General features: G+C 39.4%; 15 protein-coding genes. 3 read left to right on the top strand and 12 right to left on the bottom strand.

Annotation, left to right across the window (positions count from 1 at the left end):
* Window positions 1–77 precede the first annotated feature (77 nt).
* The 6 genes from HC725_RS16865 to HC725_RS15090 form a co-directional block, all read right to left on the bottom strand.
* Entirely contained in the window at window positions 78–182 is a 105-nt protein-coding gene (locus HC725_RS16865) for a hypothetical protein (protein ID WP_342365958.1), read from the bottom strand.
* Between the two features lie 17 nt (window positions 183–199).
* Window positions 200–460 (bottom strand): helix-turn-helix domain-containing protein, encoded by a 261-nt coding sequence (locus tag HC725_RS15110; RefSeq protein WP_190332701.1) that lies wholly within the window; start codon window positions 458–460, stop codon window positions 200–202.
* 535 nt (window positions 461–995) lie between these two features.
* The gene (locus HC725_RS15105; RefSeq protein ID WP_190332700.1) at window positions 996–1184 is read right to left on the bottom strand and encodes a hypothetical protein; all 189 of its coding nucleotides are present in this window, start codon (window positions 1182–1184) and stop codon (window positions 996–998) included.
* A 285-nt stretch (window positions 1185–1469) separates the two neighbouring features.
* Complete coding sequence (locus HC725_RS15100; protein ID WP_190332699.1) at window positions 1470–2084, bottom strand: fumarylacetoacetate hydrolase family protein; 615 nt, start codon at window positions 2082–2084, stop codon at window positions 1470–1472.
* Window positions 2081–5941 carry an AAA family ATPase gene (locus HC725_RS16860; RefSeq protein ID WP_190332698.1) on the bottom strand — a complete coding sequence of 1287 codons (3861 nt, stop codon included), beginning with the start codon at window positions 5939–5941 and terminating at the stop codon, window positions 2081–2083. Before HC725_RS16860 ends, HC725_RS15100 begins: the two co-directional genes overlap by 4 nt.
* A complete protein-coding gene (locus tag HC725_RS15090) occupies window positions 5938–7305 on the bottom strand; it encodes an exonuclease SbcCD subunit D (protein WP_190332697.1) in 1368 nt (455 codons plus the stop codon). The genes HC725_RS16860 and HC725_RS15090 overlap by 4 nt, the downstream gene beginning before the upstream one ends.
* 856 nt (window positions 7306–8161) lie before the next feature.
* Here HC725_RS15090 and HC725_RS15085 point away from each other — a divergent pair.
* Window positions 8162–8614, top strand: coding sequence for a septal ring lytic transglycosylase RlpA family protein (locus HC725_RS15085; RefSeq protein WP_190332696.1), 453 nt, complete (start codon window positions 8162–8164; stop codon window positions 8612–8614).
* A gap of 169 nt (window positions 8615–8783) precedes the next feature.
* Here the strand turns inward: HC725_RS15085 and HC725_RS15080 are convergent, their stop codons facing one another.
* From HC725_RS15080 to HC725_RS15070, 3 genes are all read right to left on the bottom strand, one after another.
* Window positions 8784–9230 carry a hypothetical protein gene (locus HC725_RS15080; RefSeq protein WP_190332695.1) on the bottom strand — a complete coding sequence of 149 codons (447 nt, stop codon included), beginning with the start codon at window positions 9228–9230 and terminating at the stop codon, window positions 8784–8786.
* A gap of 291 nt (window positions 9231–9521) precedes the next feature.
* Window positions 9522–10559 (bottom strand): L-threonine 3-dehydrogenase, encoded by a 1038-nt coding sequence (gene tdh / locus HC725_RS15075; RefSeq protein WP_194687985.1) that lies wholly within the window; start codon window positions 10557–10559, stop codon window positions 9522–9524.
* Between the two features lie 33 nt (window positions 10560–10592).
* Window positions 10593–11786, bottom strand: a complete 1194-nt coding sequence (locus HC725_RS15070; protein ID WP_190332694.1) for a glycine C-acetyltransferase — start codon at window positions 11784–11786, stop codon at window positions 10593–10595.
* Window positions 11787–11971: 185 nt separating this feature from the next.
* Between HC725_RS15070 and HC725_RS15065 the strand changes: the two genes are divergently transcribed.
* Window positions 11972–12883, top strand: coding sequence for a LysR family transcriptional regulator (locus HC725_RS15065; protein ID WP_190332693.1), 912 nt, complete (start codon window positions 11972–11974; stop codon window positions 12881–12883).
* 67 nt (window positions 12884–12950) lie between these two features.
* Here the strand turns inward: HC725_RS15065 and HC725_RS15060 are convergent, their stop codons facing one another.
* Entirely contained in the window at window positions 12951–13694 is a 744-nt protein-coding gene (locus tag HC725_RS15060; protein WP_190332692.1) for a phosphatase, read from the bottom strand.
* Window positions 13695–13868: 174 nt separating this feature from the next.
* On the opposite strand from HC725_RS15060, the gene HC725_RS15055 reads away from it, so the two are divergent.
* The gene (locus HC725_RS15055; protein WP_190332691.1) at window positions 13869–14993 is read left to right on the top strand and encodes a DUF3541 domain-containing protein; all 1125 of its coding nucleotides are present in this window, start codon (window positions 13869–13871) and stop codon (window positions 14991–14993) included.
* Window positions 14994–15153: 160 nt separating this feature from the next.
* Here the strand turns inward: HC725_RS15055 and HC725_RS15050 are convergent, their stop codons facing one another.
* Together HC725_RS15050 and HC725_RS15045 are read right to left on the bottom strand one after the other, a co-directional pair.
* The gene (locus tag HC725_RS15050) at window positions 15154–15465 is read right to left on the bottom strand and encodes an AzlD domain-containing protein (RefSeq protein WP_190332690.1); all 312 of its coding nucleotides are present in this window, start codon (window positions 15463–15465) and stop codon (window positions 15154–15156) included.
* Window positions 15462–16193 (bottom strand): AzlC family ABC transporter permease, encoded by a 732-nt coding sequence (locus tag HC725_RS15045; RefSeq protein WP_190332689.1) that lies wholly within the window; start codon window positions 16191–16193, stop codon window positions 15462–15464. Before HC725_RS15045 ends, HC725_RS15050 begins: the two co-directional genes overlap by 4 nt.
* Window positions 16194–16210 lie beyond the last annotated feature (17 nt).

Raw genomic sequence — 16210 nt, 5'->3', positions numbered from 1 at the left:
CTGGAATATTAGAAATTAGCAATAGCTGAGCAAATAAGTGGATCAATATTAAAACGGTGAATTTTTAAAAAAGTGGATCAGATTTCAACTGGTGTTGACAATTCAATCCACTGTCTATCATAAGCAAATGAATGCGCACCATTACTAGCTTTAGTAAATAGCCCAACTCTCTGACCGTTCATCAATACAATTAAGTTACTCACCATTCATCACCATTGCTAACGCTTATAGAGCTGGTTTTCATTGATGAATTTTCAGAAACGAGATGCAGCTCTAGCTTCATAGATGCTAAAATTTTAAAAATCGTTTCGATTGAAGTTCTATCGGGGTTATTTTCAAACTCAGATATAGTGGCCTGCCGCAATCCCACACGAGAAGCGACTTCACTTTGTGAGAGCCCTTTCTGCTTTCTGCTATCTTTGACAAATGCGGCAAGAGATTTAGGTGTATTTATAATCATAACCGACCTTACTATACGGAGTTGAGTATAATCTTATTATTATACTCTATTCCGTATAAATCAAGATTTATACGCAGATCCGTATACTGAAAGGATAATACGCGACTCCGTATAAAAATAACTTATTCAAAAGAAATCCCCCCTTAAATACTCCTGTACATAAATCAAAATCACCATCGATGGCGATAATTGTCGAATCACCCACAGGATAATGAAGCAGTGGTAAGTCTCATATCGAAACTGCGCTACGGCTTTATAGTTTGGTTAACGAAATAAACGATACTCTCCATTTTCATAAATTAACCAGAATACACATTTAGCGCGTAACCTACCTCTTCTAGAAAATCAGCCGAGCTGAAATCGCTCGCGTCCTTGGTTGCACCACACTGTCGTAACATTAGCCTAGGTGCGGATCCGCGTTTAATTTCAGGCAAAGCAAACGGCCAACCTATGTATCTAATTGCTTTATCAAATTCATAATACAAAAAAACCAGCACTAGGCTGGTTTTATCATTCAATATAAATACTGACTAGCTTAATATAAGCCTAAGTCTTTACGTAAATGCTCTGACAATACTGAAGCATCATTGCTAACAGAATTCGTCATTTGAGGCTTTCCAAACAATACATCAGAAAAATGCTTAATCAATCCTTTGAAGCTAACCGAGTAGGTTTTCTGAACCATTGATGGAGTCGCAACTGTAGTTAGAATTGCTTGTGTCATCAGGTATCTCACTCTTATTAACTTATCAATTTGCGGCGATGATACGAGCTATATTGGATAAGTAGAAATGAGAAAAATCAAAATTTCACATTAGTTTTTCTAATTTACAATTTGGTAACAAGTATAATGTTAATACCTAGTGATGATTGTAATTTATTCAATATAATCAAGTTATTACAAAAGACACCAATTGCGTTAAAACATTCGAACTCACACGCCAACAATTCATTAACAAAAAACAATATTAATATCTAATTTTCGCTGCCTAAATGAACTTAAAATCTATCACTCCGCCACCCATTGCGCCTCAAGTAAAACGTGTTCATATTGCTTAATTCTACCTGTAAATATATCGCCTTGGTGCACAACGCCAACACCGCTTGGTGTTCCTGTCATAATCACATCGCCATTTTCTAAGCTCGAATAACTCAAAATATCCTGAACAATATGATCTGGGGTATAAAGCATTTGGTTTACGCCACCAGCCTGAACTTTTACACCATTGATAAGCAACTCAAGCGATAAGCCTTGCCAATTACCGTCACTAATCGATACAAATTTACTAAGCACGGCGGAGCCATTAAAAGCTTTAGCCCTTTCCCACGGTAATTGTTTTACTTTTAAGTTCGATTGTAATTCTCGCTTAGTTAAATCTAAACCAAACCCAACAGCTTGAATTTTCTTATTTTTAATAACAAAACAGATTTCACCTTCATAATGTAAAGGCTCTTGGTGAAATGCGCGTAACGTGGTCGTAATAGATGAATTTGGTTTATTAAATACCACCATTGCATCTGGTATTACATTATTCAGTTCTTTAACATGCTCGACATAGTTTCGACCGACACAAACCACTTTTGAAGGCTTTATTTTTTTACCATCGACAATAATGCTGTTCATATAATTTTTTCATCCTTAATATTTGAGTGATAACGATATTCCTTATCCAACTCACTGATCCCTAAACCGCTTTTCTTATGAACTTTAATTTGAACTGGGATACGCTCTTTCATTGCATCAATATGGCTGATCACCCCAATCATCTTCCCAGAAGCATTCAAATTGTCCAATGCATTGAGCGCAATATCCAGTGTATCTGCATCTAATGTCCCAAAACCTTCATCTAAAAATAACGAATCTATACTGGTTTTATGGCTCACTAGATCAGATAAAGCTAAGGCCAACGCTAAGCTAACAAGAAAGCTTTCACCACCCGAGAGCGTTTTCGTATCTCGCAGAGTATCACCTTGCCAAGTATCAATGACACAGAGCGCCAAGCCTTCCGCCGATAACATAGGAATATTTGAATCCTCACCTACCGCTGCCAATCCAGCTCGTTGGAGCAAATAACGACCATGAAGACGAGTAAGTTGCTTATTTGCTAAATACACTAAATTATCAAGTGTTAAACCTTGGGCAAATTTTCTAAATTTATCTCCATTTTTAGACCCAATTAGTGAGTGTAAATATTGCCAATCATCATAATTGCCTCGCATTGACTCTATCTTTTCAAACAAAGATTGCTGTCCTTTTCTACGCTGGCTATTAGAGACTATTTCATGTTCTATTTGACCTGCCCGATGAGATTTTAAATCAACAGCTTCATTTAGAGCCTGTAAATGATCTGCAATTTCTTCTGCTTGCACAAGCTTCCACTGAGTCGCATTATCTTGAGTAATAACTTGTTGATAATGAGCATTCGCACTTTCCAATAAAGCAGTTTGTCGTTCAATTTTATTGTCTAAGCTTTGCTGTAAAGTCATCAGTCTTTTTTGTTCATCTTCAGTGAGCAATGCATTTTCAAACGATTTTTGATCATCAAATGGACTTTCAACTAACTTTTGTTGCCACACGCCTTCTCGCTGCTGATACAAATCCGACTGTTGCAATAATTGTTGAGTCAACATCTCAATCTCGGCAAATAGTTTTGTTTGCTGCGTATCAAACTGATTCAGTTTAACTTGAGCATTTTCAAATTGTTTTTCTGCTTTCTCTAGTGAGGTCTGACTACTACGCTTCTCGTCCGCAATGAGTTTATCGCCAAATAACTCGCGCCTTTCCTTCCCAAGTTGATCGAACTTAGCCTGTGTATTCGTTTGACTCTGCTGAAGTTGGATTAATAACGTTTGCCTTTCTTGCTGCTGGAGTGATGCGCTCGATATTTGTTCTTGCAAACGAGCAAGTTGATGCTGAAGTTGAATACTGGCTTCTTGGTGCTGATTCCACAAAGCTATCGCCTGTTGTTTATCCTCAAGCCACTTCGTCACGGATCCTAACTCAAAATCATGCGGAGACTCTGAGTTGGGTCTTTCATACCCAAAGGCAGACCATTCATGACTCAATTTTTTATAAGCTTCGCTCCTTTCCGTTTCTAATCCTCGATATTGAATTTCAACATCATGAAGTAAATCTAGTTGAGTTTGTTGCTTATACTTAAAGGCCGTCAATTCTGATTGCGTTCGTTCTAATACCCGCTCACTGTTGAGTAAGTTATCTTTTGCATTCAATAGCTGCTTTTCTATTTGCTTATATTGCGTAATTTGATGAGTTAACCCATCTATTTCTCGTGGCAAATTTATTTCTAAACGCTTTAAAGCATCAGGATCATCTATTGCTAAAGATGATAATATTAAGTCTTCATCGCTGGTTTTATTTAGCCATTGCTGCTTAAGTTGGATGATTTTTTGCTCAGCCTGAACCTGACTCTGTTTTAGTTCCTCTATATAACGACGAACAGACTCTAAACGTGTTCGAGACTCAATCCCTGACGCTTCAATCTCTTGCTTTTCTTTTTCTGCCTGCGCTTTGTTAAGGCTGATTTCTGAACGAGTTAACGCTTGGGTTGAAGTCAGTAATGGATGATCTAAAGCGCCACATAAAGGACAAGGATCACCTTGCGATAATGAAGCTCGATAATCTGCAAGATGAGTATCTTGGTCAATAAGTTGTGCGTAGCTTTTAATTAATGCTTCTTTTGTTTTATAGCTCTCGCGAAGTGCCGCGCATTGATCAGCTAATTGTTGTAGCTGCTTATTTTGTTCTATGACGCTCGTTCCACTTTTTTCTATTTGATCAGATAACGTCAGCCAAGATTGTTGTATCGTGCTTAATTGAAAGATTCGGTTAAGTTGCTGAGATTTTAGGGATACATTATGTTCAAGTTGAGTCAGCTTTCTTTGCCCCTGTTCTAACTCTGCATCCAGATGCTCAACACTAATACTATGAATCTCTTGCTGGCCTGAGTCTAAATTGATCGCGGTTGAGACTTGCTGACGCCACACTTGATACGCCGATTGGTATAAAGCATGTTGACCATGTACTTCAATTTGCTGTTGGTTGAATTGTTTTTCACATTCCTCAACCTTCGTATTCAGCAATCCTTGTTGTTTTTTTTCACTTTCAATTTTGAGCCGCAATGCTGCAATGCTCTGATCATTTTTTGCTATATGCTGAACTTGCAACTGCCAAGTATTAACGTGCTGAGATAAATTCTGATCATTCGCATGTTGATCTAAATAATCTTGGTTCAATTGACGCTGTTTACCATTCTCTTGTTGCTGTGTTTCTAATTGGAATAGGTGTGTTCGCCCCTGTTCAAATCGCGACTGTTGCTGGTTCAAGTCAGTTTTTTGCGCTTGTAACTGAGTATAAGTATGGTTGATATTGATATCCAAAGGATGGACTCTCTCATCAATCAAACTGAGTAACTCGTTGTGTTGTTGCTTGCTCATCTGATAATGAATATTGGCTTGCTCAGCAATTTGTGAAGCGCTAAGTTGATATGACTTTAACTCTACATGCTGCTTCTGCTTTACTTCTAATTGCTCCTCTGTCTGCTTTTTTTGCACTAGTGATTCTTGCCATAGCTGAAATGTCATTCTGAGTTTTTCAGCGGGTTCACTATTTCTTAACAGCAACAATTCAGGTTGCGCCGCATGCTTCGCTTGCACCGCATGAGCCATTTCATTTTCAGCATCAATTTTTGCTTGTTTTAGCTTGTCGTGTTGTTGCCACCATTGTAGCTGCTGTTGCCATTGCTCTTGCTGCTTTTTATCCGTAATAAGCTCGCTTGATAATTGTATGTTCTCTGCATTTAGCGCTTGAATTTCTTCATCAGTTAAAAGCTGAACACCTTTTGCTTGTGATTCGAGTTCACTTAGGTTTTGCTTAGCTGCTGAAAAGTGCTCATGAACCCTTTCTGATATTTCACCATAAATTTCAGTTCCTGTTAGCTCTTCTAATAACTCTGCACGTTCCGCTTCTTTCGCATTCAAAAAAGCCGCAAATTGCCCTTGAGATAACATCATTGATTTGGTGAATCTAGAAAAATCCAACCCAGTCAAAGACTTCATTAAACTGTCTTTTCGTTTCACTTGGCTTGCGAGTATCTTGCCAGATCTCACTTCCGCTAATTCCACAACGGCAGATTGTAAATTTCCATCCGCTTTACCTCGCGAACGTCGCATACTCCAAAAGGCTCGGTAAGCTTCTCCTTTCACTTCAAATTCAACCTCAGATAAGCAATCCGAGCTACCGCGAGTCATAATTTCATTTGAAGATGTCGATATAAGACCTAAACGCGGAGTTTGATGATAAAGCGCCAAACAAATAGCATCTAACAAGGTGGTTTTACCCGCGCCTGTTGAGCCAGTGATCGCGAACAAGCCATTTTCAGCAAAGGGTGATTGGGTAAAATCTATTTTCCATTCGCCTTTTAATGAATTCAAATTAGCAAAACGTACACTAAGAATCTTCACTTTGATTCTCCTTGTTGGCTTTTCGGACCATCAATATCATTAACTTCAGCAGCATCAAGTGTTGAGCCTTTCAACTCCACCTCTGATAACACCACATTAAAATGATCAATAATTCGATCTTTCCTTTTCATTTCATCTTCAGATTCAAATGCTTCTAGCTCTAAACGTTTAATGAAAACATCTTGAGGACTAAGTTCTGCTAAAGTCTCATTTTTAACTTGAGAGAGCGTTTTCGCCTGCTTGGAACGAGTACGGCGCAGTTGCAGTACTTCAACATTTAGTCCCTCAACCATGAGTTGTATTCTTTGTTGTAGGTCAGACAAGTAATCTTGAATTTCCACATGAATACAAAGCCACACCGTTTGCTCTGATTGTGTAAATTGTTGAAGTTTCAACGCTATCTCTTCTAAAGTACCTTTTATAACAGCCATTGGCTGAAAGATAGGAATGCTAACAGGCGTGATTTTTTTATGTCCATCATTGAACTCAAACATAACCACTTGTTTATTTGGGATTTGTTGATAGGTTTTTCCAGCGCTATTTTTTCTTCCATCAAGCTCTGTTATCTCATCAAAACCTTTTATCTCATCAAAGCTAAGCGGGATCGGTGAACCGCAATAACGAATGGATTCTGATTTAGCAACAATTTGAGGGCGATGAATATATCCCAAAGCCATATAATCTACAGGAGGAAAGGCTGAGGCATCAAAGGCTTCAAGTGACCCAATATAAATATCACGAACCGAATCGGATGACGTGACTCCAACAGCAGTTAAGTGCCCAGTTGCAATAATGGGAATATATTTGGAGTTTGAAGTTGAGGTTTCAATCGATGTCTTACGTTCAAGCGCATGCTGATACAATCGTTCGTAGTGTTGCTGTATCGCTAAGCCCAGAGCTTGATTTTTATCGGTGCTGGATACACCAGCCACACTTTGCACCACATCCCTCGAGCGAATAAAAGGGACCGCACATAAAACTGCGCCAACTTCTTTTGTTCTCGTCGATAACGTAATGACTTGGCTTTCAATATCATCATGGGTATTTGCGATCACATGGGTATTTAAACAAGCAAGCAACTCTTTCGATTCATTCAGCATAGAAACCGAATCATGATTCCCACCAAGTACCACCAGCGAGCAATCCGTGCGATGGAGATCAACCACAAATTGATTATACATTTCACGCGCATAGCTCGGTGGTGAGCCAGTATCAAACACATCTCCGGCAATAATGATGACATCAGCAGACTCTTTATCGACTAACTCAAGTAACCATTGCAGAAATGATTGGTGTTCATATCGACGACTTTTAGTAAAAAAATTCTGTCCAAGATGCCAATCAGATGTGTGTAAAATTTTCATAAAATAGTGGAATTACCTGTATGAAATGGAATAGCGAATTGTGCCACAAAAGCAAATGACAGGCATAAAAAAAGCCCAGGAAATATAACCTGAGCCTGTTACAAAAACCATTACAAAAGTAACAGCCAGCTATGCGTAACCATTAAATGATGTGCACTGCTGCCTAGTTGATCAGCGGCCAAACCAAAAACTAGACGTGCACTCCGCAAACTATTTTTTAAAATAGCTGTACGAATCACTACTCTGACCATAAAAGTTCAAAATAGTCCCCAGTCATACGGAATATCTGAAATGAATTTCAAATTAATATGAGTTGGGTCGCAAATTCTAGCTCAGTTAGGTGCTTTTGTCATTATCAACTCACAAGGCCAGTTAAGCTAACTGGCCTTTCATACCTATTTTGTCTAACGGCCATCACTTAATATGGCAATTCATCTGCCTCGACACCAATATAATCAGGCTCGACGTAAGACTGAAACTTAACCGCTTTAACATAAATTTCACCTAACATTAACGCCTTGCAGACTCGATGCATCACAACCATTAGTCTGGAACCACAATCAAACCTATACAGCAGGCTGGAAAAAGTTACACCTCGTGTAAGTCGGCACAGAAGGAAAAAATAAAGAGGATTATATTGAGAAAACTCTAAAACAGTGACCAATTTTAGTTAACCACTACACTTAATTAATGGCTCGTGAATTTGACATTATCAATGACAAACCTTTCATGAATATGACTAAAAAAACGTGGTTCATGAAATTATTGGCAAATCATTCCATATGATAACCTTGACTGAGAAGTTACTATATTTAGCACTATATTGCTGAATCAACCACAACGAAAACAGATAAACATGAAGAGAATAGATCATCCAAATCACATGAAAAAACTGAATATTTTTTTTACCCCTCTCGTTCTTATGATATTAATCGGATGCACCTCAACTTCGGCAATCGGCGAATCAAAAATAAAGGATTATGCCAAATCACACACTCTTATTGGCCAAGCTTCTTGGTACGACAACAAGTTCCATGGAAAACTGACAGCAAGTGGTGAGACGTATAACATGAATGCCTATACTTCGGCTCATAAAACCTTACCATTTGGGACTATCGTGAGGGTGACAAATACAGCAAATAACAAGTCTGTCGATGTAAAGATCAACGATAGAGGTCCCTATGTAAAAGGCCGAGTTATCGACCTTTCTTACAAGGCATTTGCACAAATCGGTAACGTTAAGAAAGGAACAATACCTGTCAAAATTGAGATTATTGATGACAGTAATACTTTTAGGTATAAACACTAACCTCCATTCAATCAATCAATCATAAGAAAATATATATCAAAATCGATCCGCAGGCATGTTTATAAAATTACTCACGAACTTGTTTCAGGGTATAAATTAGTTCCATCGAATTACGCAACAAAGCCCTGCACCTTTAAAACGGTGCAGTCCGTATCGATAAATAACGTGTTTATTTCGCTTGGTTTCCTACCTTTGCATTGACTTTATTCAATTGCAAATTTGCTTGTGCCCACATTTTCCATTCACCATTATCTTGTTTAAATACGATTAGCGCTTCAATTTGATTATTTTGAAAAGCAGGACCTTTTAGCTTACGAGTTTCAAACTCAACTTTAACATAAGCATATTTATCATCTGCCCCGATAAACGACACCTTCTGAAGATCGTACTCAAGATCATAAATTCTGAACGTCAAGCTCAAAGCATTTTCTGTTGTCTTATACATCAACGATTGTGTGTGTATTGTATCCATATAAGCAGGCACATCTTCTTGATCTAATGCTTTAAAATTATCCACCACAACTTCTAATACATCCGATTCAGTATCGGCTAAGCTTGGCATAGAAAATAATAGTGCCGAACACAGTAGTAACGATTGGGTTCTAATTTTCATCATAAACTTCCTTTATTTCTAAATGTTTAATTACCAACTCATCCACCACTAGTACAATACTCTCTGTGTATTGAATGAACTATCAGATAATAAAACTGATTATCGCATTCTGACAGAGAAACCTACAAATAAAGACAATTACATTTTACAGGGTTAGCGGTATTTTATTGTCCCACGAAACTCATGGAGCAAAACAAATCCATTTTTATACCTAAACCTTCCACATCACGGTTTTAATACCCAGTATTCAGGCACAAAAAAGCGCACCCGAAAGTGCGCTTATTTAGTGACTAATTACTTAGTCCAATCGAGTATAACCTTTCCAGAAAGCCCGCCACGCATAGTGTCGAAGCCCTCTTGGAAATCATCAACGCTGAAATGATGCGTGATGATTGGAGTAAGATCTAGGCCTGATTGAATCAAGCTTGCCATCTTATACCAAGTTTCGAACATCTCTCTTCCGTAGATGCCTTTAATCACTAAGCCTTTGAAGATCACTTTGGTCCAATCAATTGCCATGTCGGATGGCGGAATTCCAAGTAGTGCAACTCGGCCGCCGTGGTTCATTCCTTCTAACATTGCGTTAAATGCAGAAGGTACGCCAGACATCTCAAGACCGACATCAAAACCTTCTGTCATGCCTAGCTCGCTCATGACATCTTCAAGCTTTTCATTGGCTACGTTAACCGCGCGAGTCACGCCCATTTTACGCGCTAGATCTAAGCGGTATTCGTTTACATCGGTAATGACAACGTGGCGTGCACCAACGTGTTTAGCCACGGCTGCTGCCATAATACCAATTGGGCCTGCACCTGTGATTAAGACATCTTCACCAACAAGGTCAAACGATAATGCCGTGTGAACCGCATTACCAAATGGGTCAAAGATTGATGCTAAGTCGTCAGAAATACCGTCTGGAATTTTGAATGCATTAAATGCAGGGATCACCAAGTATTCAGAGAATGCACCAGTGCGATTAACACCCACGCCAGTAGTGTTGCGACATAAATGCGTACGCCCACCACGGCAATTTCGGCAATGTCCACAAGTGATGTGACCTTCACCAGAAACGCGATCGCCAATGGTAAAGCCTTTAACTTCCTGACCAATACCGACTACTTCACCAACGTATTCATGACCAACAACCATTGGATACGGAATGGTGTTTTGTGACCATTCATCCCAGTTGTAAATATGCACATCAGTACCACAGATTGCGGTTTTACGAATTTTAATTAGGATGTCGTTATGCCCCATTTCAGGCATATCGACTTCGTTCATCCAAATGCCTTCTTCTGGCTTTAGTTTTGATAACGCTTTAATTTTACCCATATTCTTAATGTCACCAACAGATTGAATAGTCATTTAGATGATCTCCATTTCTTTACCAACCGCGATAAATGCATCAATGGCGCGATCCAATTGCTCGCGGCTATGTGCTGCTGACATTTGAGTACGAATACGCGCCTGACCTTTTGGTACAACTGGGAATGAGAAACCGACAACGTAAATGCCTTTTTCAAGCGCACGCTCTGCAAATTCTGCCGCGACTTTTGCATCACCTAACATAATTGGAATGATTGCGTGACCAGCACCCGCCATCGTAAAGCCAGCTTGTGTCATACGAGCGCGGAAGTGAGTCGCGTTATCCCAAAGTTTTGCACGTAAATCACTGCTTTCAGCCAGTAAATCAATCACTCGAATAGATGCCGAAACGATCGCTGGAGCCACTGAATTTGAGAACAAGTAAGGACGAGAACGCTGACGTAACCAGTCGATCACTTCTTTTTTACCCGCGGTGTAGCCACCTGAAGCGCCGCCCATTGCTTTACCTAATGTGCCGGTGATCAAGTCGATACGGCCCATTACGTTATTGTATTCGTGTGTTCCACGGCCATTTTCACCCATGAAACCTACCGCATGAGAATCATCGACCATCACAAGCGCGTTGTATTTATCGGCTAAATCACAAATGGCGGTTAAGTTTGCAACCACACCATCCATTGAGAATACGCCATCGGTCACAATAAGTTTATGACGAGCACCTGCTTCATTAGCAGCAATCAATTGCTCTTCAAGTTCCGCCATATTGTTGTTGCTGTAACGAAAACGCTTTGCTTTACACAAACGCACACCATCAATGATTGAAGCGTGATTGAGTGCATCCGAAATAATCGCATCTTCTGCGCCAAGAATGGTTTCAAACAAACCCGTATTGGCATCAAAGCAAGACGTGTAAAGAATGGTATCTTCCATGCCTAAGAAATCAGATAACTTACGTTCAAGTTCTTTATGCGAATCTTGTGTACCACAAATAAAACGAACAGACGCCATGCCAAAACCATGCTCGTCCATCCCTTGTTTCGCCGCTTCAATAAGCGCAGGGTGATTAGCTAAGCCAAGATAGTTATTGGCACAAAAGTTTAATACTTCTTCACCTGTTGAGATCGAAACAGCGGCAGCTTGAGCTGATGTGATCACGCGTTCAGATTTATACAACCCTTCAGATTTAACTTCTTCTATCTGTTGGTTAATTTGATCGTAGAATGCAGAAGACATGGAATTTCCTTTTTATAAATTCAACATTACAAGAAAAGTAAGTGTGCCAAGATAATTTGACGATAAACTTATTCTAGTTCATGTGAATAAAGACTATTATCCCTCCAGATGGAAAAACATTAGTGATTTAAATTCACTAATCGAATTGACGGCTTCATGCAGCGATAACGAATAGGAAAATCATCATGCTCAACTCTCAACTTATTTCCCTTCTTCCTGACCTCGCGACGTTCATTTTGGTGGTCAATAAGGGTAGCTTTACCGCAGCAGCTAAGGAATTAGGCGTTACCCCTTCCGCTTTAAGCAAACTCATTACTCGGTTAGAAGCATCGTTATCGGTCAAATTATTTGAGAGGACGACTCGCACTTTACAAATCACCCAATCAGGGCAAAAAATTTATCAGCAGTCTGTCGCGATGGTCAATGCCGCTCAGCAAGCGGTTGATATTTCAAATGCAGAACACTCTGAGCCGGTTGGTACGATTACTGTTGCTGCGCCCAAAGCCTTTTTAAGCATTGTGTTACAACCTATCGTTACGCCATTTCTACAACGCTACCCCAATATAGAACTCAAACTTAAAGTCTCCGATGGGGATATTAATATGCTTGAACAAGGTATTGATATTATGTTTCGTTTAACCGATGCGCCGTATGAAAATCTTATTTCACGCGAATTAGGCAAAGTGAATTTATCATTATGCGCCAGCCCTAAATACCTTACCTTGAAAGGATTACCAACCCATCCGACAGATTTGATGCACCATGATTGTCTCTATCTTGGTGAAACAAAAACCGATCATATTTGGAATTTTTTTCGTAAAAATGAAACTCATACGATCCCAGTTTCGGGGCGCTATGCCGTCAATCACTCTCAAATGCGCTTAAATGGCGTTAAAGATGGATTGGGGATTGGAATTTTTCCAGACTTTGTAATAAGAGAAGCTGTGAAAAATGGCGAAGTTGTTGAGGTGTTACAAGATTGGACTATTAAAGGAAACTATCACGGAGTCATCGCGATGCAATACGCACCAAGCAAATACATGCCGGCACGTTTGCGAGTATTCATTGATTATGCGATACAACATCTTCCTATTTAAGGATAGAAATAACGTTGTTGCATTCGCTCTCTTATAAACGTTTAATCACCTATAAATTCTCGATCATCTACAACGTGAGAAATTCTACAATCGGATCATGGCCACGAAGCACTAAGAAATCTAAAAATTGACGAGGCGTGTGAGTGATCACTTTATGACTTGGCATATCTACCTCATCGAGCAAAAGCGACACTTTTTCAAAATTGCCAATATCCATGCAAAAGTGAGCATCAGAGCCCGTGGTAATGAGCCCACCAGTTTTTTTCACAACTCGCGCAATCTCAGCGCAACGTTGTTCGCTCCCGGCTCGGCTACCGCCTTTTAGAGATGAATTATTGAGTTCAATGGCAACATTATATTCTTTCGCGCACTGCGCCACCTTTTCAAAATCAAAATCATAGTTCGGATTCCCCAGATGACCTAAGGCATCCACTTTGCCACTTTTAATTACATTAAGTAACGCTTGAGTGTGGGACTCTTTATCAAGTGGGCGAAATACCGCCTCATGAAAACTGGCAATAATCCAATCAAGGTGCTCATAAGAACTAGGATGCAAATCCACCTCTCCTTCTGGATTCATAATATTAGTTTCAACCCCTCGAATGATCGCAACACCATCAATAAAGCGAGGTAACACACGCTGATTATTAAAAAACCAATAGTGCGGTGATCCCGGCATTGCAGAGGAATGATCGGTAGTACAAAACATCGCTAAACCGTGCTCTTTCGCCATTTTTACATTTTCAACAAGAGTGCTGTAAGCATGTCCGCTGGCATAAGTGTGAGTATGGGTATCCACTTTAATTTGCATATAAATCACCTTTCATTTTTTAATGTTATAACCATATCACCGCTATTGCCGGAAAGCACAGAATAAACGAATCCTAATGGCACTAAATAACTTACCGCGATTTAACATAAATAAACTGCATTTATCATCAATATAACCGACACTAACTGTATTGATTTTAAACAAGGACTTGTTATGTCTGCATTTTTTAAACGAACCACACTAACTATCGCTCTGCTTGGGCTTTCTCAATTCACCTTTGCTCCAACAAGCTTTGCCAAAGTAGCTGATATTGCGCCAACATCTGCTTTGCAGTCGAAATACCAAGAAGATGCACAGATCATTCAATACACGTTTGAAACCCAACTTTATACCTTAAATGCCACTACCGCTGGTCATTATGGTTTACGCCTATTTCGTCAAACATTAGACCCTAAGTATTCTGCCGCAGTTTGGTCTGATTTGGCCCGTGTCACCAGCACCTTAAGTTATATAACCGATAATATTAAGACGCCAGAACAGGTCCAAAATTACGGGCTAGAACAGCTGAAGTCTTATAAAAATAAAGACGGTGAACGTACTCAGTTGCGCTATAAAATAACCAAACAATATCCAGAATATATGCTAATTGGGAATGATTTATTAAGTACCATGGCGAGAGCAAATGAATATGGCTTAAAACATAAAGATGATGAAAAACTCCATAAATTATTAAAAGAGTTCGACTTTACCCCAATGGCGACCAATCACGAGATGATCCGAGCGTGGGCGGCGCAACAAGCCAATCAGGTTTACTGGTTACGCCAGCTCGGGGAACAAGACTTGGTCAGCGAATTCATTGAAGCTTTTAAGGCAACCTATCCAGATAACCAAGACTCGCAGCTTTCTGATCAACAATATGCCAATAAAATTTATGGAATGACGCACATCATTTTTGCTGCCTCTGAATATTATCAAAAACAAATCGATCCTAAAGATAAAGAGTTTGATTGGATTTACACTTACTTCAGCAATAACATTGATACTATTATCCAAAGAACTAAGCATGACGTTATTGCAGAAGTTGGCATTAGCTTTTTATTAGCCAATCAACTTCATGATCCTGTAGTGGTAAAAGCACAAAAAGACATTTCCAATGCGATAAATTTAGAACATGGCATGATCCCATCAACTGATGGTGATTTTGAAGTAGGCAAAGGAGAGCATCGTAACGTATTAGCCGTAATGCTTTTAAATTGGCAAGGCGTAAACCAAGCACCGACTATTCAAACCCAACCCGATGTATTTAAGAATTTACCTTATGGTTTAATACCAAAATAAAACATAAAAAACTCAATAGGTCATTCGCCCATTGAGTTAGATATTCATAAATATAGATCTATAGTACTTGAAGCTGCAGTCTTGTTGGCTTCGTTTACTTGCCGCCTCACGCAACTTCCATTACTTTGGGTATAAATAACTTGAATTCTGGATATTGAATTTAAAGCCAAGCATTGAGTACAAAAAAGCATCCCATGCTGATCACTGTTGTTGCAATGACGTTCTTCGTTTTCCAAGCAATAATAGACGCTAAAATGGCAGCAATTAAATAAGGATTAGATAAAGATACCGCTAACTTCTCATCATGTACAAAGACGATAGGAGCCCAAATTGCGGTTAATACAGCAGGGCTAGAATAACTTAATAAACGCTGCGCTTTGGCATTTAATTTGACTGGAAGCCTTGGTTCTAAAAACAAATAACGACTGATAAATACCACTACAGTCATAGCAAAGATGGAGAGCAAAATCATATATCTTCCTTTTCCTTGCTATCCGATAGATGAGAAGAGTTCACTTCCACCAAATAACCACTTACCATCGCCAATAAACTGGCGATAATTAAGCTGCCTTCTACTTTCCAATAGCTTAGTAAAACAGACGAAATTAAAGCGACCATAACAGACACCAAAATAGGCACACTTTTAATAGTAGGGGTAACAATTGCAATGAAGGTCGCCGCGACCGCAAACTCTAGTCCCCACTGATTTAAGTTCGGTATTTGTTTCCCTGCAACAATGCCAAATAAACTCGCAAGGTTCCAAAAAAGATAAAAGCTCAATCCGGCACCCAACGCATACCAAGGATTAAATTCCTCTTTCTTATGATGACCACATACGGCAAAAAGTTCATCCGTCAGAAGAAAACCAAGCACTACGCGCCACCGCATCGACAATGGGCTAATTTTTTCGCGCATGGATACGCTATATAAAAAATGACGTGATGTAATAAAGAAGGTTGTCAGCAACATGGTCCAAATGCCTACGTTGGCATCAAACATTCCCGTTGCGACTAACTGTGCAGCACCAGCAAATAAAATGGCTGACAAAGCTTGAGCTTCAAATGGTGTTAACCCAATATCAATTGCATAAGAACCCGCGAGTAAACCCCACGGTAATACCGCCAAACTGAGTGGTAAAATAGCAAGAGTGCCTCGCCATAATTGAGAACGCCGAGAATATTGATGCATAACGATATCCATAATGTCGAGATCCTGAG

The sequence above is a fragment of the Vibrio sp. S17_S38 genome, assembly GCF_014694375.1.
In the GTDB taxonomy this organism is placed as follows: domain Bacteria; phylum Pseudomonadota; class Gammaproteobacteria; order Enterobacterales; family Vibrionaceae; genus Vibrio.
Note: the sequence above shows the minus strand (reverse complement) of the source record. Positions and strands in the feature narration are given on the sequence as shown.

Excerpts from the sequence above, each read along its gene's own strand:
- HC725_RS15050 (WP_190332690.1), bottom strand. The coding sequence starts at position 15,465 with ATGATTTTGCTCTCCATCTTTGCTATGACTGTAGTGGTATTTATCAGT.
- HC725_RS15080 (WP_190332695.1), bottom strand. The coding sequence starts at position 9,230 with ATGATGAAAATTAGAACCCAATCGTTACTACTGTGTTCGGCACTATTA.
- HC725_RS15055 (WP_190332691.1), top strand. The coding sequence starts at position 13,869 with ATGTCTGCATTTTTTAAACGAACCACACTAACTATCGCTCTGCTTGGG.
- HC725_RS15065 (WP_190332693.1), top strand. The coding sequence starts at position 11,972 with ATGCTCAACTCTCAACTTATTTCCCTTCTTCCTGACCTCGCGACGTTC.
- HC725_RS15085 (WP_190332696.1), top strand. The coding sequence starts at position 8,162 with ATGAAGAGAATAGATCATCCAAATCACATGAAAAAACTGAATATTTTT.
- HC725_RS16865 (WP_342365958.1), bottom strand. The coding sequence starts at position 182 with ATGAACGGTCAGAGAGTTGGGCTATTTACTAAAGCTAGTAATGGTGCG.
- HC725_RS15070 (WP_190332694.1), bottom strand. The coding sequence starts at position 11,786 with ATGTCTTCTGCATTCTACGATCAAATTAACCAACAGATAGAAGAAGTT.
- HC725_RS15105 (WP_190332700.1), bottom strand. The coding sequence starts at position 1,184 with ATGACACAAGCAATTCTAACTACAGTTGCGACTCCATCAATGGTTCAG.
- HC725_RS15060 (WP_190332692.1), bottom strand. The coding sequence starts at position 13,694 with ATGCAAATTAAAGTGGATACCCATACTCACACTTATGCCAGCGGACAT.
- HC725_RS15090 (WP_190332697.1), bottom strand. The coding sequence starts at position 7,305 with ATGAAAATTTTACACACATCTGATTGGCATCTTGGACAGAATTTTTTT.
- HC725_RS15045 (WP_190332689.1), bottom strand. The coding sequence starts at position 16,193 with ATGGATATCGTTATGCATCAATATTCTCGGCGTTCTCAATTATGGCGA.
- tdh (WP_194687985.1), bottom strand. The coding sequence starts at position 10,559 with ATGGGTAAAATTAAAGCGTTATCAAAACTAAAGCCAGAAGAAGGCATT.
- HC725_RS15110 (WP_190332701.1), bottom strand. The coding sequence starts at position 460 with ATGATTATAAATACACCTAAATCTCTTGCCGCATTTGTCAAAGATAGC.
- HC725_RS15100 (WP_190332699.1), bottom strand. The coding sequence starts at position 2,084 with ATGAACAGCATTATTGTCGATGGTAAAAAAATAAAGCCTTCAAAAGTG.